Origin of the sequence: Cognatishimia sp. SS12 (assembly GCF_028369055.1) — a bacterium.
GTDB lineage: Bacteria > Pseudomonadota > Alphaproteobacteria > Rhodobacterales > Rhodobacteraceae > Cognatishimia.
This window is the reverse complement of the sequence record NZ_JAQNCZ010000005.1, coordinates 1-26,586: the sequence shown is the minus strand read 5'-3', so window position 1 is coordinate 26,586 and position 26,586 is coordinate 1. Positions and strand designations below refer to the sequence as shown.

Annotated in this window: 29 protein-coding genes, 2 tRNA genes and 1 pseudogene; 20 read left to right on the top strand and 12 right to left on the bottom strand. The window is 55.8% G+C overall.

The features are described from left to right. Positions 1–61: 61 nt before the first annotated feature. Positions 62–136, bottom strand: a tRNA-Thr gene (locus N6L24_RS11745). A gap of 114 nt (positions 137–250) precedes the next feature. Between N6L24_RS11745 and N6L24_RS11740 the strand changes: the two genes are divergently transcribed. From N6L24_RS11740 to hisD, 5 genes are read left to right on the top strand one after another with little or no spacing between them, the layout of a single operon-like run. After that, complete coding sequence (locus N6L24_RS11740) at positions 251–421, top strand: hypothetical protein (protein WP_271844877.1); 171 nt, start codon at positions 251–253, stop codon at positions 419–421. After that, on the top strand, positions 421–1,689 hold the full coding sequence (gene murA, locus N6L24_RS11735) for a UDP-N-acetylglucosamine 1-carboxyvinyltransferase (RefSeq protein ID WP_271844876.1): 1,269 nt from the start codon (positions 421–423) through the stop codon (positions 1,687–1,689). The genes N6L24_RS11740 and murA overlap by 1 nt, the downstream gene beginning before the upstream one ends. Further along, positions 1,686–2,165, top strand: a complete 480-nt coding sequence (locus N6L24_RS11730) for a DUF2948 family protein (protein ID WP_271844875.1) — start codon at positions 1,686–1,688, stop codon at positions 2,163–2,165. The genes murA and N6L24_RS11730 overlap by 4 nt, the downstream gene beginning before the upstream one ends. Before the next feature lie 3 nt (positions 2,166–2,168). Continuing rightward, entirely contained in the window at positions 2,169–2,642 is a 474-nt protein-coding gene (locus N6L24_RS11725) for a GNAT family N-acetyltransferase (RefSeq protein WP_271844874.1), read from the top strand. 52 nt (positions 2,643–2,694) lie between these two features. Next, on the top strand, positions 2,695–4,002 hold the full coding sequence (hisD, locus tag N6L24_RS11720) for a histidinol dehydrogenase (protein ID WP_271844873.1): 1,308 nt from the start codon (positions 2,695–2,697) through the stop codon (positions 4,000–4,002). Between the two features lie 160 nt (positions 4,003–4,162). Here the strand turns inward: hisD and N6L24_RS11715 are convergent, their stop codons facing one another. Next, complete coding sequence (locus N6L24_RS11715) at positions 4,163–4,690, bottom strand: GNAT family N-acetyltransferase (protein ID WP_271844872.1); 528 nt, start codon at positions 4,688–4,690, stop codon at positions 4,163–4,165. A 204-nt stretch (positions 4,691–4,894) separates the two neighbouring features. Continuing rightward, positions 4,895–5,653, bottom strand: coding sequence for an SDR family oxidoreductase (locus N6L24_RS11710; RefSeq protein WP_271844871.1), 759 nt, complete (start codon positions 5,651–5,653; stop codon positions 4,895–4,897). 143 nt (positions 5,654–5,796) lie between these two features. Here N6L24_RS11710 and N6L24_RS11705 point away from each other — a divergent pair, with 143 nt between their 5' ends. The 8 genes from N6L24_RS11705 (at position 5,797) to N6L24_RS11670 (ending at position 9,938) form a co-directional block, all read left to right on the top strand. Next, entirely contained in the window at positions 5,797–6,276 is a 480-nt protein-coding gene (locus N6L24_RS11705) for a UPF0262 family protein (RefSeq protein ID WP_271844870.1), read from the top strand. Positions 6,277–6,278: 2 nt separating this feature from the next. Continuing rightward, the gene (locus N6L24_RS11700) at positions 6,279–6,740 is read left to right on the top strand and encodes an arsenate-mycothiol transferase ArsC (protein ID WP_271844869.1); all 462 of its coding nucleotides are present in this window, start codon (positions 6,279–6,281) and stop codon (positions 6,738–6,740) included. 56 nt (positions 6,741–6,796) lie between these two features. Beyond that, entirely contained in the window at positions 6,797–7,537 is a 741-nt protein-coding gene (locus N6L24_RS11695) for a hypothetical protein (protein ID WP_271844868.1), read from the top strand. Between the two features lie 211 nt (positions 7,538–7,748). Then, complete coding sequence (infA, locus tag N6L24_RS11690) at positions 7,749–7,967, top strand: translation initiation factor IF-1 (protein WP_007205486.1); 219 nt, start codon at positions 7,749–7,751, stop codon at positions 7,965–7,967. 38 nt (positions 7,968–8,005) lie between these two features. Then, positions 8,006–8,584, top strand: a complete 579-nt coding sequence (locus tag N6L24_RS11685) for a Maf family protein (RefSeq protein ID WP_271844867.1) — start codon at positions 8,006–8,008, stop codon at positions 8,582–8,584. Next, positions 8,581–9,606: a ribonuclease E/G gene (locus N6L24_RS11680; RefSeq protein ID WP_271844866.1), complete on the top strand. Its 1,026-nt coding sequence runs from the start codon at positions 8,581–8,583 to the stop codon at positions 9,604–9,606. Before N6L24_RS11685 ends, N6L24_RS11680 begins: the two co-directional genes overlap by 4 nt. Further along, complete coding sequence (locus N6L24_RS11675) at positions 9,603–9,785, top strand: DNA gyrase inhibitor YacG (RefSeq protein WP_271844865.1); 183 nt, start codon at positions 9,603–9,605, stop codon at positions 9,783–9,785. Before N6L24_RS11680 ends, N6L24_RS11675 begins: the two co-directional genes overlap by 4 nt. A 78-nt stretch (positions 9,786–9,863) precedes the next feature. Further along, a tRNA-Phe gene (locus N6L24_RS11670) sits at positions 9,864–9,938 on the top strand. 260 nt (positions 9,939–10,198) lie between these two features. Here N6L24_RS11670 and N6L24_RS11665 read toward each other — a convergent pair. The 4 genes from N6L24_RS11665 to dcm form a co-directional block, all read right to left on the bottom strand. Further along, entirely contained in the window at positions 10,199–12,022 is a 1,824-nt protein-coding gene (locus N6L24_RS11665; protein WP_271844864.1) for a hypothetical protein, read from the bottom strand. A gap of 125 nt (positions 12,023–12,147) precedes the next feature. Further along, the gene (locus N6L24_RS11660) at positions 12,148–13,458 is read right to left on the bottom strand and encodes an MvaI/BcnI family restriction endonuclease (RefSeq protein WP_271844863.1); all 1,311 of its coding nucleotides are present in this window, start codon (positions 13,456–13,458) and stop codon (positions 12,148–12,150) included. After that, positions 13,443–13,874 carry a very short patch repair endonuclease gene (locus N6L24_RS11655; RefSeq protein WP_271844862.1) on the bottom strand — a complete coding sequence of 144 codons (432 nt, stop codon included), beginning with the start codon at positions 13,872–13,874 and terminating at the stop codon, positions 13,443–13,445. The genes N6L24_RS11660 and N6L24_RS11655 overlap by 16 nt, the downstream gene beginning before the upstream one ends. A gap of 31 nt (positions 13,875–13,905) precedes the next feature. After that, a complete protein-coding gene (gene dcm, locus N6L24_RS11650) occupies positions 13,906–14,952 on the bottom strand; it encodes a DNA (cytosine-5-)-methyltransferase (RefSeq protein WP_271844861.1) in 1,047 nt (348 codons plus the stop codon). Between the two features lie 486 nt (positions 14,953–15,438). On the opposite strand from dcm, the gene N6L24_RS11645 reads away from it, so the two are divergent. Continuing rightward, on the top strand, positions 15,439–15,933 hold the full coding sequence (locus N6L24_RS11645; RefSeq protein ID WP_271844860.1) for a hypothetical protein: 495 nt from the start codon (positions 15,439–15,441) through the stop codon (positions 15,931–15,933). 12 nt (positions 15,934–15,945) lie between these two features. Here N6L24_RS11645 and N6L24_RS11640 read toward each other — a convergent pair whose 3' ends face one another. Beyond that, positions 15,946–16,242, bottom strand: coding sequence for a hypothetical protein (locus N6L24_RS11640; RefSeq protein ID WP_271844859.1), 297 nt, complete (start codon positions 16,240–16,242; stop codon positions 15,946–15,948). A gap of 217 nt (positions 16,243–16,459) precedes the next feature. On the opposite strand from N6L24_RS11640, the pseudogene N6L24_RS11635 reads away from it, so the two are divergent. Then, positions 16,460–17,080, top strand: a pseudogene (locus N6L24_RS11635) (MobA/MobL family protein); the annotation flags it as partial. Positions 17,081–17,483: 403 nt separating this feature from the next. Here N6L24_RS11635 and N6L24_RS11630 read toward each other — a convergent pair. Together N6L24_RS11630 and N6L24_RS11625 are read right to left on the bottom strand one after the other, a co-directional pair. After that, complete coding sequence (locus tag N6L24_RS11630) at positions 17,484–18,107, bottom strand: hypothetical protein (protein ID WP_271845210.1); 624 nt, start codon at positions 18,105–18,107, stop codon at positions 17,484–17,486. 253 nt (positions 18,108–18,360) lie between these two features. Then, entirely contained in the window at positions 18,361–18,534 is a 174-nt protein-coding gene (locus tag N6L24_RS11625; RefSeq protein ID WP_271844858.1) for a hypothetical protein, read from the bottom strand. A 335-nt stretch (positions 18,535–18,869) separates the two neighbouring features. Here N6L24_RS11625 and N6L24_RS11620 point away from each other — a divergent pair, with 335 nt between their 5' ends. The 5 genes from N6L24_RS11620 to N6L24_RS11600 all read left to right on the top strand — a co-directional run bounded on the left by N6L24_RS11620 (position 18,870) and on the right by N6L24_RS11600 (position 24,010). Continuing rightward, positions 18,870–20,186 carry a DNA-primase RepB domain-containing protein gene (locus tag N6L24_RS11620; RefSeq protein ID WP_271844857.1) on the top strand — a complete coding sequence of 439 codons (1,317 nt, stop codon included), beginning with the start codon at positions 18,870–18,872 and terminating at the stop codon, positions 20,184–20,186. A 368-nt stretch (positions 20,187–20,554) separates the two neighbouring features. After that, a complete protein-coding gene (locus N6L24_RS11615) occupies positions 20,555–22,387 on the top strand; it encodes a DUF7380 domain-containing protein (RefSeq protein WP_271844856.1) in 1,833 nt (610 codons plus the stop codon). 430 nt (positions 22,388–22,817) lie between these two features. Further along, positions 22,818–23,180 (top strand): hypothetical protein, encoded by a 363-nt coding sequence (locus N6L24_RS11610; RefSeq protein WP_271844855.1) that lies wholly within the window; start codon positions 22,818–22,820, stop codon positions 23,178–23,180. 80 nt (positions 23,181–23,260) lie between these two features. Further along, the gene (locus N6L24_RS11605; protein ID WP_271844854.1) at positions 23,261–23,677 is read left to right on the top strand and encodes a hypothetical protein; all 417 of its coding nucleotides are present in this window, start codon (positions 23,261–23,263) and stop codon (positions 23,675–23,677) included. Between the two features lie 111 nt (positions 23,678–23,788). Then, complete coding sequence (locus N6L24_RS11600; protein WP_271844853.1) at positions 23,789–24,010, top strand: hypothetical protein; 222 nt, start codon at positions 23,789–23,791, stop codon at positions 24,008–24,010. An 88-nt stretch (positions 24,011–24,098) separates the two neighbouring features. Here N6L24_RS11600 and N6L24_RS11595 read toward each other — a convergent pair whose 3' ends face one another. Together N6L24_RS11595 and N6L24_RS11590 are read right to left on the bottom strand one after the other, a co-directional pair. Next, on the bottom strand, positions 24,099–25,448 hold the full coding sequence (locus tag N6L24_RS11595) for a DUF6538 domain-containing protein (RefSeq protein WP_271844852.1): 1,350 nt from the start codon (positions 25,446–25,448) through the stop codon (positions 24,099–24,101). A gap of 246 nt (positions 25,449–25,694) precedes the next feature. Then, positions 25,695–26,012, bottom strand: coding sequence for an Arm DNA-binding domain-containing protein (locus tag N6L24_RS11590; RefSeq protein WP_271845196.1), 318 nt, complete (start codon positions 26,010–26,012; stop codon positions 25,695–25,697). Positions 26,013–26,586: the final 574 nt, after the last annotated feature.

Below are 26,586 nucleotides of genomic sequence, written 5' to 3'. Positions count from 1 at the left end.
GCGATACGCGATGAATTGCGATCCAAAGTCTTTTTCAAAGTCTTTATCGTTGGGTGAAAGATGGTGCTGCTGGGGAGGATTGAACTCCCGGCCTCACCCTTACCAAGGGTGCGCTCTACCACTGAGCTACAGCAGCTAACCGATGGTCTGGGGCCTGTTGCCCGTTGACCGTGGCGCGGTGATTAGACTCAATTTTCAGACGGCGCAAGGGCATCTGGAATGTTTTTTTTGCCTCATGTATTGAAAGTCTATGAAAAGCAATAAATCCCCCTCCGCAAAGGGTAGCACAGCCCAGACTCGCGAAGAACGGTTGAAGGCCGCGCTTAAGGCAAATATGGGCCGCCGCAAGGCGCAGGCCAAGGCGCGCTCAGCGCAGGATGCCGGGGATGAGGCGGAAAACAAAAGCAAAGGGCAAACGTAATGGATTCGATTTTGGTGAAGGGAAATGGCCCGCTGAACGGGGAAATTCCCATCGCGGGGGCCAAGAACGCCTGCCTGACCTTGATGCCTGCCACATTGCTGAGCGAAGAACCGCTGACGCTGACCAATGCGCCGCGCTTGTCGGACATCAAGACCATGACGCAGCTCTTGCAGTCGCTTGGCTCTGAGGTGTCCGCGCTGTCCGACGGGCAGGTGCTGGCGATGTCGAGCCATAATATCGACAACCACGTTGCTGATTATGAAATCGTGCGCAAAATGCGCGCCTCCAACCTGGTGCTGGGGCCAATGCTGGCGCGACTTGGGCATGCGGTGGTGTCTTTACCCGGCGGCTGCGCCATTGGCGCGCGCCCGATGGATCTGCATATTTATGGGCTCGAAAAACTCGGGGCCGAGATTGAGTTGAAGGATGGCTACCTGCACGCCAAGGCTCCGCGGGGCCTTAAGGGCGCGGAAATGGAGCTGCGCTTTGCCTCGGTCGGCGCGACCGAAAACATCCTGATGGCGGCAACGCTGGCCAAGGGCACAACCGTGATCAACAACGCCGCGCGTGAACCCGAGATTGTGGATCTGGCCGATTGCCTGCGCGCTATGGGGGCGCAGATCGAAGGCGACGGCAGCCCAACCATCGTGGTGCAGGGTGTGGATCGCCTGAAAGGGGCGACCCACCCGGTTGTGACGGACCGGATCGAATTGGGCACTTATATGCTGGCCCCGGTGATTGCCGGCGGTGAGGTTGAGCTGCTGGGCGGGCGCATCGATCTGATTGGGGCGTTTTGCGAAAAGCTCGACGCGGCTGGTGTTTCGATTGAAGAAACCGCGCGCGGCCTCAAAGTGGCGCGCAAAAACGGCCGCGTGAAAGCGGTGGATGTGGTCACGGCGCCATTCCCTGGTTTCCCAACCGATCTGCAGGCGCAGATGATGGCGCTGATGTGCACCGCCGAGGGCACCTCGGTTTTGGAAGAAAAGATTTTTGAGAACCGCTTCATGCACGCCCCGGAGCTTGGCCGTATGGGCGCAAATATCGAAGTGTCCGGCGGCACCGCGACGGTGCATGGCGTTGAAAAACTCAAGGGCGCGCCAGTCATGGCGACGGATCTGCGGGCCTCGGTGTCGCTGATCCTTGCTGGTCTTGCCGCCGAAGGGGAAACTTTGGTCAACCGCGTCTATCATTTGGATCGCGGTTATGAACGTCTGGTGCGCAAGCTGACCGGCGTCGGGGCGCTTGTGGAACGGGTGACAGGCACATGAGTGAAGACGCACGGTTTGAAGACGGGCGCGAAGCGCCGCTAAACATTGGCGCGCTGGACGGCGAAGATCTGCAGATCATTTCTGCTTTGGCGCAGGACGCAGTGTTTCCGGCCAGTGAAATGACCTGGCGCAGCAAGGAGCAGCGCTTTGCCATTCTGCTCAACCGTTTCCGCTGGGAAGACGCAGAGAATGCCGCAAAACGCGCCCGCGCCGCAGAGCGGGTGCAATCTGTTCTGTTGTTTGAAAATGTTTTGAAAGTCGCCAGCCAAGGCGTGGATCGCAGCGACGCCAATACGATCCTGTCGCTGCTGTCCGTGCGTTTTGAGCCGGGCGAAGACGGCGCTGGGGCCGTTCTGCTGACGCTGGCCGGAGATGGCGCTTTGCGGCTGGATGTTGAGGCGCTGGAAGTGTCCCTAAAAGATGTCACGCGCCCCTATGTGGCCCCCTCGCGGCAGGTGCCGCAGCACAAGCTTTAGCCGATGATCCGCGCCGCAGCGCCAGAGGATGCCGAGGCGATCAGTCGCTTGCTGATCGCGTCCATCACCGAGCTTTGCAGCGCAGATCACCAGAATGACCCTGCCCATCTGGCGCATTGGACCCGTGGCAAGTGCGCCTCGGACGTGCGCAGCTGGATGGCAACGGGCACAGAGCTGCGGGTGTCCGAGCAAGATCACGCGCTCTGCGCGGTGGGGGCCTATCGCCGCAATGGCGAAATTCTTCTGCTCTACGTCGCCCCGGGCGCGCAGGGGCAGGGGCACAGCGCGGCCCTTTTGAAAGCGATGGAGCGGGAGCTTGTCGCGCTCGGATGCACCGAAGCGCAGCTGGTCAGCTCAAGAACCGCGCAGGGGTTTTACGAACGGCGCGGCTGGCAGATCAGTGGCGCGCGCGTCGCCTGCTATTCCACCGACGGGCAACCGATGACAAAGACCCTCTGCGCGCCGCCGCCTGCCTAATCTCTTGAGGCTTGGCGCAAGCAAGGCTAAGAGCAGCGCAAAGGAGAGCCTGATGCCACAGTTTCTAAATACCTCTGATACGGATTTTGAGACCCGGTTTACCGCATTGCTTGGCGCAAAGCGCGAAGACAGCCCGGATGTTGACGCAATTGTGGCTGATATCATCGCCGATGTGCGCGCGCGCGGCGACGCGGCGGTATTGGAGCTGACGGAAAAATTTGACCGGCTGTCCTTGACGCCAGACAGCATGCGGTTCTCCGAGGCCGAGATTGATCGCTATTGCGCTGACGTGTCCGAGGCGGATCGCGCCGCGCTGGAACTCGCCGCCGCGCGCATCCGCGCCTATCACGAAAAACAACTGCCCCAAGATCACAGCTGGACAGATGACAGCGGGGCCACCCTTGGCTGGCGCTGGACGCCGGTGTCTGCGGCGGGGCTTTATGTGCCGGGCGGCTTGGCCAGCTACCCGTCGTCGGTCTTGATGAACGCGATTCCTGCCAAGGTCGCCGGGGTGGGGCGTTTGGCGATTGTGGTGCCCACGCCAGATGGCATCGTCAATCCTTTGGTGCTGTTCGCGGCGAAACTGGCCGGGGTTGACGAAGTCTACCGTATCGGCGGGGCGCAAGCTGTGGCCGCGCTGGCCTATGGCACGCAAACCATCGCGCCGGTTGATAAAATCACCGGCCCGGGCAATGCCTTTGTCGCCGCCGCAAAGCGCCGTGTCTTTGGCAAGGTTGGCATCGATATGATCGCCGGTCCGTCGGAGATTCTGGTGATTGCCGATAAAGACAACACTCCTGATTGGATCGCGCTGGATCTGCTGAGCCAGGCTGAACATGACGAAAGCGCGCAGTCTTTGCTGATCACCGTTGATGCGGATTTTGGCCGCGCGGTTGCGGCGGCTGTGGACAAGCGGCTTGAAACGCTGGAACGCCGCAAAATCGCCGGGGCCAGCTGGCGTGATTTTGGGGCTGTGATCACGGTCAAAGATCTGGATGAAGCCGCCGCATTGTCTGACCGGATCGCGCCAGAACACCTGGAACTCTGCGTGGCGGATCCAGATGCCCTGTCTGAAAAAATCACCCACGCCGGGGCGATTTTCTTAGGACAATATACCCCCGAAGCCATTGGCGATTACGTCGGCGGGCCCAACCACGTCTTGCCCACCGCACGCTCGGCCCGGTTTAGCTCTGGCCTGTCGGTGATGGATTTCGTCAAACGCACCACATTGTCCAAAATGTCCCTCGCCAGCCTGCGCGCCATCGGCCCAGCAGCCGAAACGCTGGCCCAAAGCGAAAGCCTAGAAGCGCACGGCCTGTCTGTCACAGCGCGGCTAAAGTCCCTGAACGAGGGCGCCTAATCTCTGCGCCGTGGGGATGGTGAGAGCTGGGCTCTCTGAAAGCGTGCGCTTATGTCGGTTGTGCGGGACAAACCGGGCTTTCGCTGCGGATGCGCCAACGGCTGCTTACGGCAGGTCTTATCGGAAGCCCGGGGCAAGGAGCGCCGCCGCTGAGGACGTCTCAAATGTCTTTGGCAAAATAGTGCAGATGCGGCCGCAACATCGGTTGGTCTTTATATGTTGTCGTTTCTATCGGTGCGTCCAACTCCACAAAGCCAAGCTTTGGGTAGAGGTCTCTCATTTCCACATTCGGAGTGAGCGTATCCGCGATCAGCCGTTTGAGACCCATTTTCCGGGCCACATTTTCCCGCGCCTCGATCGACGCGCGTCCAGTCCCCGTACCTCTGGCTTTCTCAGTGACAAAAACCCTTTTGAGTTCCCCGGTATCTGGCCCCAGACACTTCATCATACCACAGCCGACGATCTCGCCCTCCGGAGAGCGGGCAATGACCAAGCATCCCTTTGGAGGCAAGTAGTCATCCGAGTTTGCCCAAAATTCAGCGAGTGCGCTTTTCGGTGCCGCAAGATCAATGTCGAACCCGATGGCCCGCATGCGCTGTACAATTAGCTCATAATACTGCGACAAAATGCCGTTCAGTTCGTCCTTTGCTGGCAGTTTTTCGCAAGTTTCAATGCTGATACTTTTCATGGTCCGTTTGTGGTGTCCAAAAGAAGGTCATTGAACAAACGATAGGCGAGGAAGGCGGGTATGTCAGCTTCCTTCTATACGTTGGCACTTCCCCACTTCATGCCTTTGCTATCATAGCCGTCGTTTAATAAGCGCGCAGCATCAGGCACGTTGGCCTCCTTCCTGCCATTCGCAGCGCTGCGGCGAACGCTCTAAAGCCGCCCTCTAAAAATGCGCCTCGTATCCGCCGTCTACCGCCAGTATTTGACCGGTCACAAAGGACGCTGCGGGGGAGGCGAAGAAGAGGACGGCGGGGGCCAGCTCGTCGGGGGTGCCCCAGCGCCCGACCGAGGAGGCGGCTTTCAGCCGCGCGGCCAGCGCGGGGTCTTGGGCGGCTTTGGCATTGGGGGCGGTTTTGAAAAAACCGGGGGCGACGGCGTTCACACTCACGCCCTGCGGGCCCAGCTCGGCGGCCAGCGCCTTGGTCATGCCGTTGATGCCGGCCTTGGCGGTGGTATAGGCGGCGTCATTGGGCTGGGCGATGAGGCCTGCGATTGAGGAAATATTCACGATGCGCCCATAGCCCCGCGCGGTCATCTGCGCGGCGGCGGCCTGGGCCAGCATGAAGGGGGCGATCAGATCAACCTCCATCATCTTGCGCACATCGGCGTGGGAAAATTCTTGCAGGCTGCGCCGGTCGCGCATGCCGACGTTATTGACCAAGATATCCAGCCCGCCTGCATTGGCGATCTCTTCTAAGGTGGCGCTGGCGGCGCTGAGATCGGCCACGTCAAATACGGCGGGATGGGCCAGTTCTCCGATGCTGCGCACGGCTTTGGCCACAGCAGCGGCATCGCGGCCGTTGATCCAGACTTCTGCGCCGGCCTCTGCCAAGAGTCGCGCAATCGCAAATCCCAGCCCGCTGCTGCTGCCGGTGATCAGCGCGCGCTGCCCTGAAAGCGAAAAGATACCATAATCTGCCATGGGGCCTCCTATTCAGGATTTGTGACGCAAAAGCAGCCCGCTGCCAACCGCGCACCGCAGTTCTACGTATGGCGCGCTGCCGCATTGCTTGCCCCCTCGGCATGGGGTACGTCTGAACCATCCGCCCTATCAAGGTATGCCCCATGAGCCGCATCAGCCGCATCGAACTGGATGACCGCAACCTGCCACCGCCCACGCCCGAAATCGCGCAGGAGCGGCGCGTTGCGATGTTCGATTTGATTGAAAACAACAGTTTTGCGCTGCCCCAGCGCGCTGATCGCGCTGTGCCCGAGGGCCCATATCAGTTGGAGCTGGCCATCCGAGACAAGCGCCTTGTGTTCGATCTGGCCACGGATGCCGGCGACAAGGCCGCGGAATTTCACCTGTCTTTGTCGCCCTTTCGCCAGGTTGTAAAAGATTACTGGCAGATCTGCGAAAGCTATTTTGACGCGGTGAAATCCATGCCCCCCAGCCAGATCGAAACCATCGATATGGCACGGCGTGGCATTCACAACGAAGGTGCGCGCATCCTGACAGAGCGGCTGGAGGACAAGGCCGAGATCGACAACGATACGGCGCGCCGCCTGTTCACGCTCATTTGTGTTTTGCATTTTGGGGGCTGAGGATGCCAAAGCCGCTCCCACAATCCATTTTGTTCTGCTGTGATCATAACGCCGTGCGCTCGCCCATGGCCGAAGGGATCATGAAACAGCTCTTTGGCGCCGATACCTATGTGCAGTCGGCGGGGTTGCAGAACGACCTGGAAATCGACGGATTTGCCATTGCCGTTTGTGCCGAAATTGATGTGGAGCTGTCGCGCCACCGCTCGCGGTCGTTTGAGGAAATGGAGCAATGGGGCGATCAGCTCTCGAGCTTTGACTTGATCGTGGCGCTCACCCCGGCAAGTCACGCCAAGGCGCAAGAGCTGACCAAATGTTATCATTTGGAGGTACAGTTCTGGCCAATATCTGACCCTTCGGCCAAGGGCGAGACCCGCGATGCAAAGCTGATTGCCTATCGTCAATCTCGCGACGAAATCTTGCAAAAGCTGCGTGAAAACTGGGGATCACGAGAGCGCAGCAGCTAACGGTTTCTTTGTCATTTGCTGACAAGTTGCGCCTTGCAATAGCGCAGAGGGGCCGTATGACCGATCAGAAACATTGTGGATTTCACGAGATCCAAAGCCCGCCGCATGATCACCGCGAAATCGCGCAGCGGCATTGGCAGCGCGGCCAGTGCCATCGTGCTGTGGCCGCCTATGACAGGGCCATCAACGAAGGCGCGCACCTGTCGGCGGCGCATCAGATGATTCATGCGCGCGCGTTGTTGGCGGCCGGTCAGGCGCGGCGCTGCGTTCAGCGTTTGGCGGGGCTGTTGCACAGCATGGGGGATGACCGCGCGACGCTGGAGCTGCTGGCGGCAGCGCTGTCGCGATCTGGCCTGACGGATGAGGCTTGCAGCATTTGGGCCACATTGGCGCAGCGCTTTCCTAAAGAGCGTGGCCCGCAGCGGGCCCATGCGCGCGCGCTGATGCTGGCGGCACGCAGGGCCGACGCGGCCCGCTTGCTGAAGCGGGCCTTGACCCGCTGGCCAGCCGACACAGGGATGCGCGCCTTGTGGGATCTGTGCCATGTGCCTGTGACTTTGACGCCGGCGCGCAACCCGCATGAGGCTTTGGCGGATTTTGCCGCGCAGAATGACATGGCGCAGCACCCCAAGATTGCCGCGCAAATCCGTCAAGCGCTTGAGGAGGATACGCCGCAGGCACAAAAAGCGCCGCTTTATCTGGCGGCAGCCAAGGTCGAGGCCGATCGGGGTAATCAAGCAGAAGCGCAGGATTATGCCCGGCTTGCACGCGCGCTTGTGGCGCATGAACGCCCCTGACTGGAAAGATTTCGAATTTGTGCTACCATTATCCTGTGCTGACGAGGGCCGCGCGCCCTGCGCCTTGAGCAGATTTGCACAAAACGCGGGGTGAAACGCCCGCCCGCCCTCACAAATCGTGTGATTGGGCAGAAAGCCCTTGTAAATCAGCGCATATGCCCCCATTTAAGGGGCCGCCCGTAATGCGCGGGTGCCACATATAGGAGAGACCATGGCTAAGGAAGAACTGCTCGAATTTCCCGGTGTCGTTAAGGAACTCCTGCCAAATGCGACGTTTCGGGTCGAGCTGGAAAACGGCCATGAGATCATCGCACATACGGCAGGTAAAATGCGTAAAAACCGCATTCGCGTCCTTGCAGGTGACAAGGTTCAGGTGGAAATGACCCCCTATGATCTGACCAAGGGTCGGATCAACTATCGCTTTAAATAAGCGCCCCGTCGGCGCGGCTGTTACATAGGTCCGGTGATATGAAGTTAATCCTCGGGTCAGGCAGCCCGCGCCGTCGCGAACTTTTGGCGCAGATTGGCGTCACTGCGGATGACATCCGCCCCCCCGATATTGATGAAACCCCGCGCCCGGGTGAATTGCCGCGCCCCTATTGCGCGCGCATTGCCCGCGAAAAATCCGCCGCTGTTGTCGCGGAGGTGGATGACATTGTACTCTGCGCGGACACCACCGTGGCGCTGGGCCGTCGCATTATGGGCAAGCCGGCGGACGCCGGCGAAGCAGCTGCGTTTCTGACGGCGCTGGGCGGACGTCGCCATCGCATCATCACGTCGGTTGCCCTGCGCCGGGGCGATCAACTCTGGCAGCGCGATGTTGTCAGCCAAGCCAAGATGAAGCGCCTGTCTGATGACGAGCTGAACGCCTATCTGGCCAGCAATGATTGGCAGGGCAAAGCGGGTGGCTATGCCATTCAGGGGCCTGCTGGGGCGTTTATTCCGTGGATCAGCGGATCGTTCACCGGTATTGTCGGGCTTCCTTTGGCCGAAACCGCCGCGCTGCTGACGGCAGCGGGCTATCCACTGTATAAGGAGCGCCCATGAAAGGTCGTCAAATCATCCTCGATCATCTCAACGGGCGCGAAGCCGCGGCCTTGATGGTGGATGGGGTGCTGTCAGATGTCCTCATTGATCAGGAGGATGCCCCGCGCCCGGGCACGATCTATCGCGCCATTGCCGATCGCCCGGTGAAGGGGCAGGGCGGCATGTTTCTTTCGACGCCCGATGGCAATGTATTTTTGCGCCAGGTCAAAGGCCTGGCCCCCGGGCAGCCGCTGCTTGTGCAGGTGACAGGCTATGCCGAAGACGGCAAGGCGATCCCGGTGACGCAAAAGCTCCTGTTCAAAAGCCGCTATGCGATTGTAACCCCGGATGCACCGGGGCTGAACGTCAGCCGCAGCATCCGCGACGATGATCTGCGCGATTCGCTCAAGGAAATCGCCCATGAGGTGATGGAAGATACGGGCCATGGCCTGATCCTGCGTTCTGCCTGCGCTGACGCGGACCCGGACGCGATCGCCGAAGATATCGCCGAGATGCAAGCCATGGCGCAGGCCATTCTGGCGGATGCGGATGGTCCGGCGGAAAAACTGACCGAAGGCGACGGACCGCACACCCAGGCTTGGCGCGAATGGACCGCGCCGGCGGAGGTTGTGACAGAGGCGGGCAGCTTTGAAACCCACGGCGTGCTGGATGCCCTGGAGGCGCTGCGCAGCGCGAAACTGTCATTGCCAGGCGGGGGGCACATGTATGTGGAGCCGACCCGCGCGCTGGTCGCCGTTGATATCAACACCGGCAAAGACACCTCGCCCGCCGCCGGGCTGCAGGCCAATATCGCCGCCGCCAAGGCCTTGCCCCAGCAGCTGCGGTTGCGCGGGCTGGGTGGGCAGATCACGCTGGATCTGGCCCCGATGCCGAAAAAGGATCGCCGTACTTTTGAAGCCAGTCTGCGCGCTGCGCTGCGGGCGGATTCTGTGGAAACGGTCATGGTCGGCTGGACGCCGCTGGGCCATTATGAATTGCAGCGCAAACGCGAGCGCATCGCAACGGCCACGCTGCTGTCATGAGCTGCCCGATCTGCAAAAAACCGGCGGAAAAACACTACCGTCCCTTCTGTTCAAAACGCTGCGCAGACATCGACCTTGGCAAGTGGTTTGGCGAGGAATACGCCGTGCCGACCGCTGACCAAGACGGTCTGGAAGAGGCATTTGAAGGGGCGATAAAAAAAGATATCCCCTTGCAGTGATTTTTTGTTTTTGGCTCTGGACACCATCCCCAGCCTGACATAGAACGCCGCAACCCGAGTGATTGATCACTCTCCCGTGCCCGGGTAGCTCAGGGGTAGAGCAGTGGATTGAAAATCCTCGTGTCGGTGGTTCGATTCCGCCCCCGGGCACCATCTCTCTAAGAGATTGAAGCTCGCAACTTGTTGTTATTGCTGCAATAAAACCCGCTTGCAGCCGCTTTGCAGAAAGCTTTTATCCGAGTTTGCTACACAACTTGCTACACAAGTTGCTCCACATCTCGAGTTGAGCATGGCCGATGTGTAGTTCGGCCAAGAAGCTGACCGACACAGAGTTGAAGCTTGATCGTGACGATCAACCTTGCACTCGCTGCATGTCACTCCAATGCGCAACGCATCTTGTAAGGACAGAAAGCTCAAGGTTGACAGACAATTGATCCTGTCGCGCCTACCTCAGTGCAGGCCGAGAAGAATGACTGAAGGAGCCAATACAATTGAACGAATGAGTGGGATGGACGCTTTCCTTTCTGAATGTCGGAAAACGCGTCCTCGACTGCCTGCTTACTGAGCGATGAAGTTACGATTATCGCTCGCCGTCGCACATCTGGCGCGTTTCTTCCTCGGGCGACCGACGCACCAATATCGCCTGTATTGTTTCGAATAATTTTTTCGATTTGAGTCGGTTGGTTCGGCGCATTGTAAGTGGTGCTCCAACCTTCGATTTTAGCCTCCATTCGCTCTGGCGGAAGCATCATGTTCCCAAGGTTTTTAATCGCTTGGCTTACAGCTATGTGAAACGATCCAGCGCTGAGCTCAAGTGGGCCATGTTTCGCGTGGTAGAAACTCACTTGGACAAAGCCTGCATCTTCCCTGATACCAATGAAGTCTGCCCATTCATCGCCAAGGTCATCGCAGACTAAGACATCATCCTCCGCAGCGACGTGCTCAACGATGGCCCCGAACGTGGAGGTGTCGTCGAACTCAACTTGGTTCGCCACGAAATTACCTTTCTCGCTGACCACGGTTTGGAGGGACGCTTCCGGAAGTAAGTAAGGTAGAACTCCGCGACCCCCATCGAACATTGCTTCATCTTGAAACACCTGGCCATCAACGTAGGAGAGCGTCACATCGTCGAAAAGCACAATGAAGCTGTTCTCTTCATCAAGAAATGACTGAAGTGTTCGCTGATCAGGATCTTCTCCCAACGCTACACTGCGCGATTCAACTTTCACCGAGGCTGAGGCACCAAGTGTTAGCGATCTCAACGCAATTCGGCTCTTATTCAAGCTGATCCTGGCGCACTCATCACCCTGATCTGGGAGTCGTGCTGAACGCATCTTCCCGTCACCTTCGATGATCAGCGCAGGTTCGAGGTCGCTGAGGAGCGCTTCTATTTCGTCGATAGAGAGCTCAGAAGTTTCCCCTTCGGTCGAAACCAGCCGATAGGTGGCTTTGGTGGCATCGTCGCCAATTACCGCCTCCGCAAGTCGTGCCGTATCTACCGCGATAGCAGAAGGCTGTGACAAACTCAGGGCGTCAGTAAGCGAGATTGGCCGGGCAAAGGTTTTGATGAAGGGTGAAACATCGACAGGATCCTGACGCAGTGCGTCGATAGTGGTTACGGCGAACTCAATCAGATCCTCATGGTCTACTTTTCCAGATCGAACTCCAATCCGACCTGTGCTTGGGGTAGCAGTTCTATAGGTGCCATCGACGGTGACAGCGTAGGTCTGCGGAGCATATCTACGACTGCCCGCTGGCCCCACGACATTTGCCAAATTCGGAGCTTCCAGTGTTTTGTTTCGCATCACGTGTTGTGACACGGACATATTTCGCATTCTCATTTTCTGGAACACTGCATCTTCGTGTGCAATTGCTCCCTCCACCCGACTCGTTGCGACCGGTGCAAGATGTTTTGTTTTGAACGCGGATGGCAAACTGAGGCGCGAGGTAAACACCGCCACATGTTCTTGGTATTCTACTAAGAGTAAGTAACCGAGGAGCTCCTCTCGCATTCCAGAAGCCGAATCGAGAAACACAGGTGGTGCTTCATACTTGAAGCAGATTGCGGACCAACACGCGTCACCCACGCATTCGCGAATGTGTCTAAATACGTTATTTCGGGTGGTGCCGTGCTTTTTGCGGAGTTCCTTGAACAATTCGTCGACCACTGCATGGGTGAGGTTCTCTTTTATGCTGAAAAATGCAGCCGCTTTTCCGACGGTAAGGTTCTCAATCATTTTCCCTCAATTCTCTATCAAGTTTGCTCGCAAGAACGCATTACTTCGAGCTAAGTTCGGGGTTCTTCAAATTCTACAGCTGAAAAGCAATATGGCGTGGTGAGTTGAAAGCGATCTGACAACGATCAAGCGAATTGCAGGGTTTCGAAGGATTGATACAGATCTGGAAGATCTGCATGAGAAACCCGAAACTGATTTCTTTTCTTCTGTTTGCCATCTTCGACCTTCACAGCAGGATCGAGATAGACACCGCCTTGGCTGACGAGCCGCATGAACCTGAAAAAATCAGTTCCCTGGCCAAGCTGGACCCTGTCGGCATATTGATATTGCCTCGGGTTGCCGGATGACAGCGAAGGAAAGTAGGCCGCTTGAGCATGCTTGCGATTCCAATGATTGAGAAGGTTCTTGAACTCCCAGCCTGCGGCAACGCGATCATCAGGGGCGACCAGCAAGATGCTCCCACCCATGTCGTCAATCTTGCCCTTTTCCGTGTCGTATCCTTCAACGATCATCCGAACCGAAGTGCGCGCGTGCGCTTCGGATCCGTATTTGTAAATGCCGCCGAAGTTCCTGCGCCCCGGCCGGCCTTTAGTGTCGTCGTAGCCGAAGTCATTCATAAACAGCGGAAAATTGTCAGAATATACGCCTGAGGTTGGCTCAGGAGTCATCAATGTGACTGGTGATTTCGCCCGAAAATTCACGAAATCCCTGACGGAATATTGCTTGATCTCCCATCCCATAAAGTCAGGCTCCGCGATTCCGTTGGGGATAATCCCCAGTTCAGCTTCGAGGGTATATCCACCACCATTCTGTGCGGAATACGGCCTGACGACCCCATCGGAGTGCAGTCTTTGACCGGGAATCCAGCCTTTGCCATGAACATTCCGAAGTGTTTCCAGAAGAATCTCACGAGGGTCGCGGCTGGCTTTGGTTGCCAGACGGGTGATGTTTGAGAATACACCTTCCGACGGAAACTCGCCCAGAGCGTCAAGCTCGGCGACTACGTCAGAATCATGGGCGTCTACATAGCCAAATACGCGCCCCTCAAGGGAAACACCGAAGAACATCACCCTCCCTTCATCGCGAGAGACCATGAGGCCCTTCGGTGCGTTCACAGCTTTCTGTAGAAAACCCGACATCCTGACTTCGGGATATTTGGGGTAAAGAATGAGTTGGGCGTTGGGTGCTCGCCATGTTCCCTGGCTGTCTATCCAATAGAACTCGACGGAAGCTTTGTCGCGCCGCCGGACAGATCCTGCTTTCTCAGAAAAATCGGTCTCGATCTCACCATGCGGGATGATGTTGAGGGCATCAAAGCCGCCGCCCAAGTAAACTTGGTTCTTCGAGTTGTCATTTGGGGCGAGACGCTTCGCATAAAATCGCTTCGCCCCCGCATCCTGCATTGCTGAAATAAGGTTGCTCAGGGAGGTGAACATGAGTCGACGCCTCTGATTTCAAATAATTTTTCGTCAGAGGACAGCCATTGGGCGAGAGAGTCAATAACAGTTTCCGAATTGATTTTCTTTGGTCCACGGAGGGCACATTCCCAGACAATTGCGACCCTCCATCCCATATCCTGAAGCTCATTTGCTGTTTTGATATCACGCCTTCTGTTGGAGGAAATTTTGTTCTCCCAGAAATCCCTTCGGGTGCGCGGTAGCCGGAAAAGGTCGCAGTCATGACCATGGAAGAAGCATCCCCGCACATCAATCAGAGCGCTGTATCGGCGCAAGACTATGTCTGGTGTCCCCGGGAGCACCTTATCATGAAGGCGAAAGCGAAAGCCGCGAGCATGAAGCCCGCGGCGGATCAGAAGTTCTGGCTTCGTGTTCTTGCTCCGAATAGCCGACATGTTTCGGCTGCGGGTAGCTGGATCGTGAACGTCAGACAGAGACTGCCTCCTTCGGGCGGTTGTCCATCACGTGCGCAAGATGAGGGGCCATAATGCGTGCAACTTCTTTGAACACCGGAACGGCGACGCTGTTCCCAAACTGGCGATAGGCCTGGGTGTCGGACACCGGAATTCTGAAGTCATCGGAATACCCCATGAGGCGAGCGCATTCACGCGGTGTCAGGCGGCGAGGGTTACTACCTTTCCCCTGATCAATCAGGATCTCAGACCCGTCTTTGTGGTAACGAGCAGACAGCGTCCGAGAGACATTTTCGGGTCCAACCAGACCAAAACCAAAGCCGTTTCCTGCGGCTTTGTGCTTGGCAGCGTAGTTCTGTAGGTATTCCCAAAGTTTATCCGTCAGTGTGTATTTTGGGTTCACCTTGGCATCCGGGCCCTCAGTATAAGGAGTTTCGGCTGCCTCAGTTCCATTCTGAGGATGAAGGATCGACCCAAGCTTGATACTGCCCTTAGGCTTCAACTGGAGGTCTTCAAAAGTGAAACCGGTGTCTTCCTTGAAGCCAACGATCACAATCCTCTGGCGATGTTGAGGAACGAAGTGCTGGGCGTCGATGACCTGAGCCTTCACCGAGTATCCAAGTTGCCGTAAAGCGCCCATGATCACTTCAAAGGTTTTTCCCTTGTCATGACTCGTCAGGTTTTTGACATTCTCGAGCATGAAGGCTTCAGGGCGATGATGCTCAAGGATCCTGACGACATCAAAGAACAGTGTTCCTTGTGCTTCGTCACGAAACCCATGCTCTCGGCCGAGTGAGTTCTTCTTGGAAACACCTGCCAAAGAAAACGGCTGACAGGGAAAACCAGCGCACAGAACATTGTGCGGCGGGATTTCTTCGGCTGCCACTTCACGAATGTCGCCGACGATAGGGCGGTTGTCGCGGTAGTTGGCCTCATAAGTCTGTTTTGAGAACTTATCCCACTCACTCGTGAAGACACAGTGCCCGCCGATGCTCTCCATAGCCTGGCGCAAACCACCGATTCCGGCGAAAAGATCAATAAATGTGAAGCCTTGGCTCATCCTGGTCGCACCTCTTTTTTATGCACTATATATGGGTATAACGGCCCGGTCCAGGCCAGTAATAGCAACTATCCGATCAGTTTCCCACAAATTTGTTCACATTTCGTTCTCATCTGAGGTGGCTGAAAAATACTGTCAGAGCGTCCTTCTCAGATCGCATGAACTTTCCGCCACCTCTCACATCGCAGGATCATTTTCATCTTTTTGCAGTCTTCACTGCTTGGGGTAATTTACATTGGCCGAAATTTGAAAAACCGAAGCCACTTTAATTGCATTTTCGCCATAAAGTTTTGTTTCATCCCCCTTGAACGGCGTCGAGAAAAATCCCAGAAAACATAGCACTTAGCTCTCTTCAGAGTTCAGTGAGACCGGAGCAGAGCTTGTGTCGCTCCGGTTCACATGAACTCGAAGAGAGCATTCAGAGACATCCGAAGGATGGATCTGAAGAAGGGGCGACAAGATCTTCCTCAAATCTTGGAGCCCTCCATGACGGCACATATGCCGGGCGCAGCGCGTCCGCTTTCCACCGGCGACATCGTTTCTTTCCGCTTCCCTCATTCTGATGGTCCTGGAGACAAGGACCGCCCCTGTCTGGTCATCCATGTTGATGATGCGACTGGCGAAGCTGTTCTGGCCTACGGAACGTCCATATTTCCCGAGAAGCTATCGGAGTTCTCCCTGACAGTCAGGAATGCCGCCAATCTGGCGGTGCTCAACCTGGTGAAACCGACGCGATTTATGTGCCAGCGGCGTGTCCGGGTGCAGCAATCAGACCCGCGGTTCGCACCCAATTCCCAAGGTGACGTAGTCATTGGTCAATTTCCCGGTGAGGGCATTGGTTGGGGTCGGCTGTATGCAAGTCTCCCTACCAAAACGCCTGATCAGGAACGTCAGGGAATTCACCCCCCAAAGGCAAAGTCTTCTCAAAAGCGACGCGGCCTGTTTGGGCGGCGCAAGCCTCGCGCCGCCATGATCGCATGAAGCTCAATTCCTTTATTCGTTCGGGACAGCTTTCTCTGCTTTGGTCGCTGGATCAATGTCTGGTCTTACGGGCAGCGGCTCCAACCCAAGGAACACCCTGTCGCTTATTCGAGTGACCTGCGTATGCAGTTTTCCCATGGCCTCTGTTTTTCGCCTGTCGCCGTCAAGCGTTTCGATGTGAGCAAGGCAGGCCGCGCCATAGAGGATCAGCCTCCGGGTGTCATCCCGCCGCTTTTGCTTGCGTGCCTTCGCCTGCAGGTCTCGCAATCGCTGCTGGGCCTGTTCAATTTGAGTGTCCAGATCTGCCAATTTCCCTCTCCGTTTTGCGTTTCATTGGACAGGAAATGGCTCCCGGATTTCACATCCGCTCCCGGAATACTGGGCTGCGCAGCAAAGGCACCTCGATGGCGCCCATCGCATGCCCAGGGTTGGGGCTGCGCGCAGTTACGCAAACTGAAGTTTGCCTGCGCGCCTCGCCGGCGGGGCGTAGGGAGCGGAATCCGGTTCGGGGACCGACTTCCCTGCTATGATACACCCTGCAAGCAGACTTGAAGTCGTTGTTCATTCCCGGGCCGATGGTCGGAGCGCCGTCAAATCCGCCGCCTACACAGCACGTGCTGCCTTCCGGGACACACGCCTTGGTAAAAGGTTTTCCGGCACCGGAAAGGTCGGGCTGTTATCACATGAACTAATCAACTGGAGCCGCTCTGCAGAAGATCTCTGGAATGCCGCGGAGCAGGCGGAAACCCGAAGCAATGCACGGGTTGTCCGGGAACTGCGTCCTTCCCTTCCGGCCGAGCTACCGCTGGCCGATCAGGTTCGGCTTGTTCGGGGGTTTTCGCTATGGCTACGTGACGAATACGGCGTTGCTGCGCAGGCCGATCTACATGCCCCCGAGTTCCATGAGAAGGCTCTCGGCAAGTTTCTGGCACGAGACAGAAGCGACACGGGTCGTGCAACATACCATGCAAGCCTGTTTGATCCTCGATTCACCAACAGGAATTTCCACGCTCATATCCTGATGACGACCCGGAACGTGTGCCGGGATACAGGGGTATTCGGTGCCAAGACCAGGATTCTTGACGATAAGTCGTCTGGGCCAGGGGAAATTCTCAGAATTCGTCAGGAATGGGAAAAGAGGACTAATGCTGCGTTGAAGAAGATCGGTTCCGACGCGAGGGTCGATCTTAGATCCTATGAAGCCATGATTGCTGCTGGAGACGCCCCCGAAGGTCTTGTGGCGCAGGATCATCTTGGACCCCGACGGGCAGCTCGGTCCCGCAAACAGAAGCTCGAAATCGGGGAAGACACAACTCTCGCCGGAAAGCGCCGGGCCGCAGTGCAGCAGCGGAATGCAGAGCTGTGGTCCTCCTGGTTGCAGCTTCGTGCGTTGCAGCGCGAACAGGACCGTGAATTGGCCGAGCAGATTGCCGCGGAGCGTGAAGCCGAGCGCAAAATTGTTGTCGAGACGGAACGGCAACTGCTTCAGAGTGCCCGTTCGCCCGAAGAGGCGGAGGCCGCCATGGCAGCCTCCAGTCAGTTCGATAGCGTCAGGATGGGGTCTGCGTTTGAGTGTGCGATGGCTTGGGCGCGCGGGGCGCAGACCGGGAAGCCTTGCGAGGAGCCGGAGTTTTCTTCAACGGTCGATTTAGAGGCTTACGAGCCTCCGCAGGCGAAGCTGCACCCGGAGCCATTGCTTCAACCGCGGACAGTTCGGTCGCGGGGACCTCGATCTCGGTAGCGTCTGCCGCAGACTCATATTGCTCAAGACAATCCGCGAGGTAAGCGTTTTCCTTCTGGAGCACTTGAAGCTGTTCGGCATACTCAGCCTTCATCTGCAGAATCTCCTGATCGCGGGCGCCAAGTTGCCGCACATTCTGTTCAGTCATCTCGCGGATCAGCTTCTGGATCAGATCCTGCACCGATTGCTCCAGAACAGTGACCACATTGCTGATCTGCCCCAGCGTCGTTTTGGCCAGCGGTATATCGGCTTTTGTGTCCTGTTCTTTCGCCGATATGTAGTTGCCCCAGATTTCTCGGATGCGGCTGAGGCGACCCTGGCCATCAAGGGCTTTGTGGATCTCCGTGGCAGTGGCATGTCTGCCAATTTCGGCGGTCAGCTTTTCGCCGGTCGAGATGATCTCTTCGTCAGAAAATTTCGGTGGTCGCGGCATGTCGTTCTCCTGTGTTTGCCAAAACTTGGGAGAATGATTGGATCGTCACTTCAAACGCCAAAACGACTTTCAAACATTTTTTTGTCGACCCTCTCTGGATTGATCGAAAACCTCAAAAAACAAAGGATTTTGCGCACTATTCAATTGTTAGAGGAACGCCATAGTATATCCACAGAGAGCCTTTCGGGCATGGATTGACCAAAGGCAAGTAACCCGGACACGCAATGCCCGAGGGCCAAAATTTAGCTGGCCGTCAGTTGCCGCGTTCCAGCAGATGATACGGGGCTGTTTCGCGGAATCTTTTGACCCTCTCAGGATCGTCGACCGGATCGCTTCCCGATATCCGGACCAGATGCCGTAGATAGAGCAACACAGCTGCTGTGACGAGCAATATGCAGACATTGATTGCAATTTCGAACACGGTCATTCGCTATCTCCTTCATTGAAGGTTTATCACAGATAGCTGGCATCGTCGCCCCGTGCTCCCTCACGAAGTGAGGTCTCCAGCGCCATATGACAATTCACCAGCCATAAAATGCCGGGTTCACGGGCAATGTTTGCGGGTCAGTTAGTAAGTAGGTTTGTTTGTCCGTTTGAAAGTTTGGAAAGTAGGTAAGTTTGTAGGTCGGAAGGTAAGTTTGAAATTAGGTAAGAAATTGAAAAATTAGACTTGCTTCGTGATCTGAGGCGCGGGGAAGTGGTGTTGAGTTTCATTTTCAACCCACTTTTCCGGGATAGCGGGCACGGGCCTATTTCCCGCGGATGCAACACACAGATCCGCGAAAATTCGCCCCGCACAATCCGATCCCGCAGGCCCTCACCCCGGAGGACTACATCTCTTTGCTTCATCCCAAAGGTAGCCTTGGTGGGCCGGCTACTTTGACCATGTTGCCGGATGGTAGAGCCAAGTCCTGGACCTACTACAAGGACACGCTTCTCGATCAGTTGCCAACCTTCCTGGACGCACCTTCTTTTGTCTCGTTGAACCGCTTCTGGGGCAAACGCAAAAACAACAGCCTGGCGGCAGTGAACGCGCTGTTTGTCGACCTCGACTATCGTAACACCATCGCCTGGCGTGGAAAGACACCTGACAAGGTTCAGGCGGCTTATTCCGCCCATCTTGCCGTGCGCGGACTGCCTCAGCCGTCCATCATTCTGCACACTGGCAGAGGGGTCGCAGCTATTTGGCTGATTCAGGAATTGCCGTGGACGATTAAAAAACGCTGGCGCGCCGCACTGAAGGCACTAATCGAACTCTCCCTGTCTTTTGGCGCGGATCCGCTGTGCAATGATGAATCCCGCGTCTTCAGAATTCCAGGGAGCATCAACGAGAAATCCAGGAAGCGCGTTGGGGTTGCTGGTGGCGCCCTGCAACGCTATCTATTCGAGGAGCTGGAAGATCAGATTTACCAGGCTTGTGGCCGGCCCACGCGAGCGGAATACCTGGCCAGGAAAGAGGCCCGGAAGAACCGGAAGAAAAGTTCGCCAAAGACCGGCGCTGCCATGCCAAGGGGCCTGACCCAGCCTCAGCGGTTCCGACAGATTATGGAGGATTTGGAGGCCTTTCGGAGTTTTTTCGGCGGGATGGTTCCTGTCGGCCACCGCAACACCTGGCTACATTTCTATGCGACCTGTCTTACACATATCCCGGATGCCGGTGACATCGAGGCACAGATCACCAATATGGCAGCCATCGCCACTCCGGGTCTGAAGACGATTGACGTGCAGGCAACCGTCAGACAGGCCGTAGACAAGGCAAGCCGTCCCACCTCGCATTGCGTCTGGAAGGATGGGCGCTACAGCTATAAGGGATCAACGATCGCGGAGAAGCTGGAGGTCTCGCCCCAGTTGGCCCGGGATCTGGGCTTGCGTCAGGTCGTCCCGGTTGAAGAGCGCAGGCACCGCAAGGCGGTGGCTGAGCGCTCGAGGCGTGCGGCACAGGGTGCGGCCACACGTGACGAATATCTGGCTAAGAACAGTGCCTCCCGGACAAAGCCCTGGCTGGCACTCGGCATTGGCAGGACCAAGTATTACGAACTTAAAAAGGCCGGCACCTTGCCGGAATTAGCCGCGGCTTAAGGCCGGACAGGTCCGTGTCCGTAACAGGATAGTATTGAGACTCCCTGAGGAACGAAGGGAAGGAAGAGAGCTCCGCTAACCACCCAGCTCACCTCCTGACAGGCAGAACCGGATCGCCAGCGACCCACCGGACAAGCCCACGCCAGCAGTGGATGGCGCCGGCTTGTCCGGGCGACTGAAACTGGAAACGCTTTGGAATGATGCCGTGACTGGTGTGAAAGGCAGAACAGAAAGGAAAACACACTGCCAATGTATGTTGCTGCATAATCAATTAGTTCTGGGCCGTTTATCGCACTTGAATAATTTTGCCGAGCGGCGATGTTGACTGTGCAATATAGCATCTTTGCGTTTTCAAAAGGTCCTCAGTCATGACGAAAGCAGCCTGGCAGCTTGCCGAAGCAAAGCACGTGAACGGTATCGACATAGATGGGCCGATCTCAAGCTTGGTTTCGCCGAGAACCCGCACTTACGCGGATGCGTTTTTCAAGACCGCAGAAAAGTTACCAAGTGATCACGACCACCGGCATGTCTATATGATGCTCGGTTCATTGATGCAGATGTATCAGAAGTCTGGTGAACCCGGTCAGCCATATGGCGCGATGATGCGGATGGAAAATCGCAGAACCGCTGAGCCAGCAGATTTTGTTGGTTCCCCGGTTGAAGCCATGGTGGCATGCTCCGAGGCAACAAAAAACTCAGTCGTCCTCGCCCGAATATGTGACGTTGCATGGCTTTTGGAGCGAAAACGCCACGAGATCGGGATGCGCGCGTTAAGAGCGTATATCGACGTGGCTAAAGAACTTGAGAGCGGGAAACTCGTAGAGGATCACGGTAATGGCCTGGTTGGTCTTTCCGGTTTTGACACCCTGCGGCGAGCTCTATTTGTGTCCAGGGGTATCGGCAGGCCGGAAACAGAACATGAAGTTATCATAGAGCTTGTGAAAAACTGCAGGATTCGGTCCGCTGCACAACCGGGACAAAACTTCTTTCGAAGGTTCTCGGAACTCGACTTGGACTGGGGGGCATCGGATCCATTTGCCGTGGGTGATCTTATTGTTGATGTGCTGAAAGGAGATCGCACTGGCATCGAGGGTAATATTGATGCGGAGCTTTGGATTTTGGCATCCAGAGCATACCGGATGGCCAAGAACGATGAGAAAAAGCTCGAATGCCAGGCAAATGCAGCGGAAAGCTACGTCAGGGCTGCTGATCAGTTTGATGGAAAACCTGGTGGCGCGATGCTCGCGTCTCATTGGCTTTCGATGGCGATTTCGCAATACCACGGCCATCCCGGATCGCGAGAGCGTCGGAAGGCCCTGAGGCATCGTTTGGTAGATGTCCAAGAGGGTATTCGGGAGGAGCTGCAGACGATTTCAACTCCTATGGACTTTCGAGAAATTGCTGAAGAAACCAAGAAACGACTCGATGGAATGCCGTTGCTTGACTTGCTCCTGCTCTTCGCGGACCTCGACCGATCTCCCGACCCGGAGCAATTGGTGGAAAAGGCGCAAAAAAGCGCTGAAGAAGCCCCACTCTCTTCGCTCATTTCTGCTTCCTACATGGATCGTGACGGAAAGACGGTCGCAAAGGCGCCTGGAGTCGATCCGGGTGGCGAAAGTGATATTGTGGCGTTGCTACCGACCATTCATCGGTCGGAAAGTATTCGGCGACAGATCCTTGCTCGATCCACAATCGAGGTAGCCCGCAGTTCGATAATGCAGCAGCACTTCGTATCGCTCGATCACGTCGCTGATCTGCTCGCGCATAGCCCGGCAGTGCCCCCGGATTTGCATACAACGATTTCAACTGGCTTCCTTCGGTTTTTTGAGGCCGATCACATCAGCGCCCTGCACATCTTGACGCCGATGCTTGAGGGTATCCTGCGACACATTCTGAAGAGTGCGGGCCATGACGTTTCGACTTTTGACAATGCGACTGGAACCCAGGAAAACCGGACTATTTCCTCTCTGTTCGATGCCATGCGAGAGGAACTTGACCAAGTATTTGGCCGTGCTCTGACGGACGATATCGAGCGCGTTTTTCTCTCCAAGTATGGACCAAGCATTCGTCACAGTGTTGCGCATTCTCTGCACCATGATGGCGTGCCTTTCAGCGCCGATGCGATCTACGCGAACTGGCTGATTTGGCGGATTTGCTGCATTCCACTGTTCCCTCACCGCGATAAAATCGTGCTTCCATAAGCCCACCCGTATTGTGGGAATGATGAAGCGGTATTAGCCGCAATCGCTTGGGATTCTGGTTGCAAGGGGCTGCTTCACAACACTTATTCTTCACGCGAAAATCAATGTCGAGTTGTGCGGTTGCATGGTGGTCATCGTGCTCGGCGGATGCGTCCCGCAGCGTCATTAAGCAAGTGAGTAGGCATATCCCCTTTCCATTCTCGCCCCTCTCGGTGAGGGCGCGAACGGCAAATGGATGCCCTTCGTGAAGCGGTTCAGAAAGCGGAAATCCATTCAGCTTTGATCAAATCTAAGTGCCGCCCATGCGCTCGGCTTACGCCACTTCCTCCTCCTGCGGTCAGGGCGACTTTCAAGAATGGGAAAGAACATCCGACCATGCCACGCTTGATACCGATCGCTTCCCGCGGCCGGCACAACATGGAGAACTCTAATGTTCGACCTGATTTCCCCGGTGCATACCGACCTGCAGGAATATCTGTGGAGCCACTCAGAAGGCCTGCAGAACGCGGCGCTCGTTTTAGGCGGTATGCCCGCTGTGAAAGCGACAAACGCTCTCATCGACGATGTCTGCTCGTCCACGGTTCTCAACCGACGCATGATGCAGAGCCTGACACGGCTGCACGAATTGCTTTCGCTCGAACACGTGCACGATCCCGACCGACCTGAGGCGGCATATTTCGCGACGCTCGATCCCGCCGCTCCCTACGTCGAAGACATCTGTCTGATGGCAGACCAACTTCGCGAGCACATGGAGAAGCTGGAAGCCCCCGTCAGGTTGGCTCAGGCGGCATGAGCACCCGCTGGCAGGAACAATCATCTGCCAGCGTCTTGAGCGGGCCAACGACGCGCCTGCATCTACCGAAAGGAATGACTATGGATGAGCTGACGGAACGCGAAGTTCATGAGCTGGTGCTGGATGTAATCGTGCAGGGGCGATTGCTCTCTGAGGAATGGCCGGATGCAGGTGTAGTGCCTCGGGGATGCTCCAAAAACCTGATACTCGAGACCCTGAAAAAGCTGCGATCGCGCCAGGGCTGCGAGACACTCGACGAAGACCTCCTCGACCTCCTCGGCGACACCATCCGAAGGTCGGCAAATGAGCACCGCGAGGACCTGGGAGACAGGTCGCTCAAGTTCGATATCGAGACGGAAAACATCTTCGACGCCCGCACCATCGAACTCATCAATCTGATGCACCGATGGAAGCTTCTGAGACGCTCGAAGCGCGCACTGGATGACAAGATAGAGGCACTGAGTTTTGGCGAAAAAACGCTGTCGAAAATTCACTAAAGGGGTTGAAATACCCCTAAAAATCAAGTATTTAGGTGGAAATCGAGTTTTTATTTCTCTCAAATTTTGAACGAACCCACTTCCTGATCTCCTTAACCCCGGAGATCAAAATTGACCCAGTTCAAAAATATGCCACGTCACGAAAAAATCGCGAAACTCAAGTTCGGCCTCAAGTTTGCCGAGGCTATGGTCTTGGATCGGGAAGACGGCGAGAATTATCTGGCCGAATACACATGCCTTAAGAAAGCCCTTCGAGAGCTGGAGGCCCTTGATGATACGCTGGAAAGTATTCGCAGAGACCGGGAGGCTCGCGCGTTTAAGAAGGCAGCATAATTAGGACGCTGGCATTTCGAGGCGCTCGAAAAGAGGGTGCCTCGAGGTTTTCAATTCCATCGTGTATCTTTGTTGGAGGTCCCACATCCTAATTTGAGAGAGAAATTTTCTTCATAACTTCCCGTTTTTCTTTAAGGGACATTTCGTCTCCGTAGACCTCGCGGTGACGAGCCTTCTTCAAAGAATGTCCCATCATTTCAGCCCGGACTTCATTGCTGAGGCCTTCGTTTCTCATCCGGGTCTCGAAAGTGTGGCGTAGGCCGCCGATCGTGATCTCCGCAGGCAATACTCCCTTTTCGTGCAGAACCTTGTTTGCGGCTGCGGAATATGTGCCTTTTCCGCGATACCTCGGAAATCCCCCTGGATGGCGCTTCATGGCGCTAAGGGCAGCCCCCAGAAGAGGGATCTTTCGCCTACTGGGTTTGTTCTTGATCTCGCGGGCCCATTCCCCTGTTTCTTTTCTGATCCAAACATGAGGGATGCCTTGGTCGAGAAAGATGGAGTGGGGCGGAATGTCAGTTATCTCAGACTGTCGAGCGCCCGTTTCAGCAATGATGAGTGTGATGTCACGGAGCTCATCGTTCATGAACATCAATGACCCTGGAGCAAGTATTTGCTCGCGTAAGATTTCAAGTGGGACTTCAAGCTTCCGTTCATCATCGCCGCCAAACTTAGAAAACCCTTTGCCAAGGTTGTAAAATGGAGAAGGCGGAACTTCGCGATCATCCGCTCCAATCGCGTCATGGTATTTTTCCCATAGCAAATTGAGCAGGCTGATTTCCTTCTGTGCGGAGGACCCGGAGAGGTCCCCATCCATCACTCGATCTTTCAGAGCGTCACGAAGTGCCACAGCGTCAATGCGTGGGATGTCCGAAAAAACTGGGTCCTGCCCCATCAGCTGAGTGAATTTAGCGACTGGGCGGGTCCATCGAGACCGCCAGACCTTCTTTTGTTTCTCGTGCTTGTCGATCAGATCTTCAGGGAACCATTCTGGCATTTTTTTAGCCACTTGCGTGATCGTCAGTTGAGGTCGCTCTACCCCACCCAAAAGTGCAGCAGCCATGCTGGAAGTTGGCGCGTCATTGTTACGTTTCAAGTCGTCGATACGCTCCAGAATGGCTTCGACACCTCTGGAAGCCAACTCGGCTGCGGGCTGGTATGAAAATGATCGCGAAGCTGCAAGCTGCGTCATGGTTTCGTATTGTCTCGTCGGATCTGGAGATGTCATTGCCAGTTTTGCATCAAGATCAGCCAGCACCTGCTGCTTCACGAGCGCCTTTCGGGCTTCGGCGGTAACACGGTCGCCGGTTGATAGGCTTCGATGTATTTCTTTCCTGCTCTCAACGACTGAGTATCGAGCGGGAACACGCATTCGTAGATGCCAAAGTCCATTTCGCATGGTCATCTGGGGTGGATTCTTCCTGGCTTTTTCCGACAAGTTCTGCTCCACACTCTGCTACACAAATCACCACACAGGCTAATTGGCGCGGGACAATTTACTCTTTAATTACAGATGTATATGTTGGCAATGAATTCTGGTTCGATTCCGCCCCCGGGCACCATTTTCCAAGCGTCCCGCACCTATTTTTATAGCCGCGCAAGCCCTTTGCTGCGAGCGCCGATTTGTGCTTGTTGCTGTACCCTTGGCGATGATGCCGTCCAGCCCCTTGCTGACATCCAGCCGTTATATTTGATCAATGGGCCGTTCATTCAGCCCGTTGAATTTGTGCAGAACGCATTCAGTGCGTTTCCAGTCCTTGGTGTTGGGCTTGGCGTGAAGCTCGATGAACTTGGGGAGTGTCTCGCCCAGCGTCAGGGCCGATGCCTCAGAAACTTCGGAGGGCTTGTCGAACTCGCCCAACTCGACATCACGCGCGATTTCCATCGCGCGACGTCTAGCATGTGCAAGGGAGGCTAAAGGATAAGGGTCGATTTTGATGCGCATGTGTGAACCGTTTGGGCGCACCATTGTGTAAAACACCTTGGCACCTGTGGTCGACACACGCACATGCAGTCAGGGTGTTTTCGCGTCGCGTACCTCGTACCGCTTTGCAGTCGCAGGTTTCAACGCGTCGAGCGATTTTGTTGTCAGCATCTGTTTCATGCATACACCATAAGACACCGAGAATAAGCGTGTCAGGGTATGGTTTCTTAGGGCTTGAAATGATTGAAACCGCATTGGCCATATTGAATGCTACTGCGCTGGTGCAAAAGCTAAACCGCGATATTTTGCAAATAAAATTGCATGAAAATGGCAGCTGAATGCAGAGGAGCGATTTGTTAGAGCAGTACGGCGTACGTAGACTTAGTTGTTAATAAATAATGTGTTGGCATGTTTTTGGCTCCCAAACGGAGCAGAACATGAAGTACGAATTTCGTGGAAAATCACTGGCTGAAGTTGTCCGTAAATCAACAGCAAAAACGCCGAAAAAAATTTCATCTCTGAATTCTGGGGGTAATCCCCCCGAACATTAGGGGTGTTTGAAAGTAGAATTTTCTCGAATGATGAAAGAGGAGATTCTGATGAAGAAATCGAAATATAGCGACGCTCAGATCATGAGTATTTTGAAGCAGGC

Excerpts from the sequence above, each read along its gene's own strand:
- N6L24_RS11740 (WP_271844877.1), top strand. The coding sequence starts at position 251 with ATGAAAAGCAATAAATCCCCCTCCGCAAAGGGTAGCACAGCCCAGACT.
- murA (WP_271844876.1), top strand. The coding sequence starts at position 421 with ATGGATTCGATTTTGGTGAAGGGAAATGGCCCGCTGAACGGGGAAATT.
- N6L24_RS11730 (WP_271844875.1), top strand. The coding sequence starts at position 1,686 with ATGAGTGAAGACGCACGGTTTGAAGACGGGCGCGAAGCGCCGCTAAAC.
- N6L24_RS11725 (WP_271844874.1), top strand. The coding sequence starts at position 2,169 with ATGATCCGCGCCGCAGCGCCAGAGGATGCCGAGGCGATCAGTCGCTTG.
- hisD (WP_271844873.1), top strand. The coding sequence starts at position 2,695 with ATGCCACAGTTTCTAAATACCTCTGATACGGATTTTGAGACCCGGTTT.
- N6L24_RS11715 (WP_271844872.1), bottom strand. The coding sequence starts at position 4,690 with ATGAAAAGTATCAGCATTGAAACTTGCGAAAAACTGCCAGCAAAGGAC.
- N6L24_RS11710 (WP_271844871.1), bottom strand. The coding sequence starts at position 5,653 with ATGGCAGATTATGGTATCTTTTCGCTTTCAGGGCAGCGCGCGCTGATC.
- N6L24_RS11705 (WP_271844870.1), top strand. The coding sequence starts at position 5,797 with ATGAGCCGCATCAGCCGCATCGAACTGGATGACCGCAACCTGCCACCG.
- N6L24_RS11700 (WP_271844869.1), top strand. The coding sequence starts at position 6,279 with ATGCCAAAGCCGCTCCCACAATCCATTTTGTTCTGCTGTGATCATAAC.
- N6L24_RS11695 (WP_271844868.1), top strand. The coding sequence starts at position 6,797 with ATGACCGATCAGAAACATTGTGGATTTCACGAGATCCAAAGCCCGCCG.
- infA (WP_007205486.1), top strand. The coding sequence starts at position 7,749 with ATGGCTAAGGAAGAACTGCTCGAATTTCCCGGTGTCGTTAAGGAACTC.
- N6L24_RS11685 (WP_271844867.1), top strand. The coding sequence starts at position 8,006 with ATGAAGTTAATCCTCGGGTCAGGCAGCCCGCGCCGTCGCGAACTTTTG.
- N6L24_RS11680 (WP_271844866.1), top strand. The coding sequence starts at position 8,581 with ATGAAAGGTCGTCAAATCATCCTCGATCATCTCAACGGGCGCGAAGCC.
- N6L24_RS11675 (WP_271844865.1), top strand. The coding sequence starts at position 9,603 with ATGAGCTGCCCGATCTGCAAAAAACCGGCGGAAAAACACTACCGTCCC.
- N6L24_RS11665 (WP_271844864.1), bottom strand. The coding sequence starts at position 12,022 with ATGATTGAGAACCTTACCGTCGGAAAAGCGGCTGCATTTTTCAGCATA.
- N6L24_RS11660 (WP_271844863.1), bottom strand. The coding sequence starts at position 13,458 with ATGTTCACCTCCCTGAGCAACCTTATTTCAGCAATGCAGGATGCGGGG.
- N6L24_RS11655 (WP_271844862.1), bottom strand. The coding sequence starts at position 13,874 with ATGTCGGCTATTCGGAGCAAGAACACGAAGCCAGAACTTCTGATCCGC.
- dcm (WP_271844861.1), bottom strand. The coding sequence starts at position 14,952 with ATGAGCCAAGGCTTCACATTTATTGATCTTTTCGCCGGAATCGGTGGT.
- N6L24_RS11645 (WP_271844860.1), top strand. The coding sequence starts at position 15,439 with ATGACGGCACATATGCCGGGCGCAGCGCGTCCGCTTTCCACCGGCGAC.
- N6L24_RS11630 (WP_271845210.1), bottom strand. The coding sequence starts at position 18,107 with ATGCCGCGACCACCGAAATTTTCTGACGAAGAGATCATCTCGACCGGC.
- N6L24_RS11625 (WP_271844858.1), bottom strand. The coding sequence starts at position 18,534 with ATGACCGTGTTCGAAATTGCAATCAATGTCTGCATATTGCTCGTCACA.
- N6L24_RS11620 (WP_271844857.1), top strand. The coding sequence starts at position 18,870 with ATGCAACACACAGATCCGCGAAAATTCGCCCCGCACAATCCGATCCCG.
- N6L24_RS11615 (WP_271844856.1), top strand. The coding sequence starts at position 20,555 with ATGACGAAAGCAGCCTGGCAGCTTGCCGAAGCAAAGCACGTGAACGGT.
- N6L24_RS11610 (WP_271844855.1), top strand. The coding sequence starts at position 22,818 with ATGTTCGACCTGATTTCCCCGGTGCATACCGACCTGCAGGAATATCTG.
- N6L24_RS11605 (WP_271844854.1), top strand. The coding sequence starts at position 23,261 with ATGGATGAGCTGACGGAACGCGAAGTTCATGAGCTGGTGCTGGATGTA.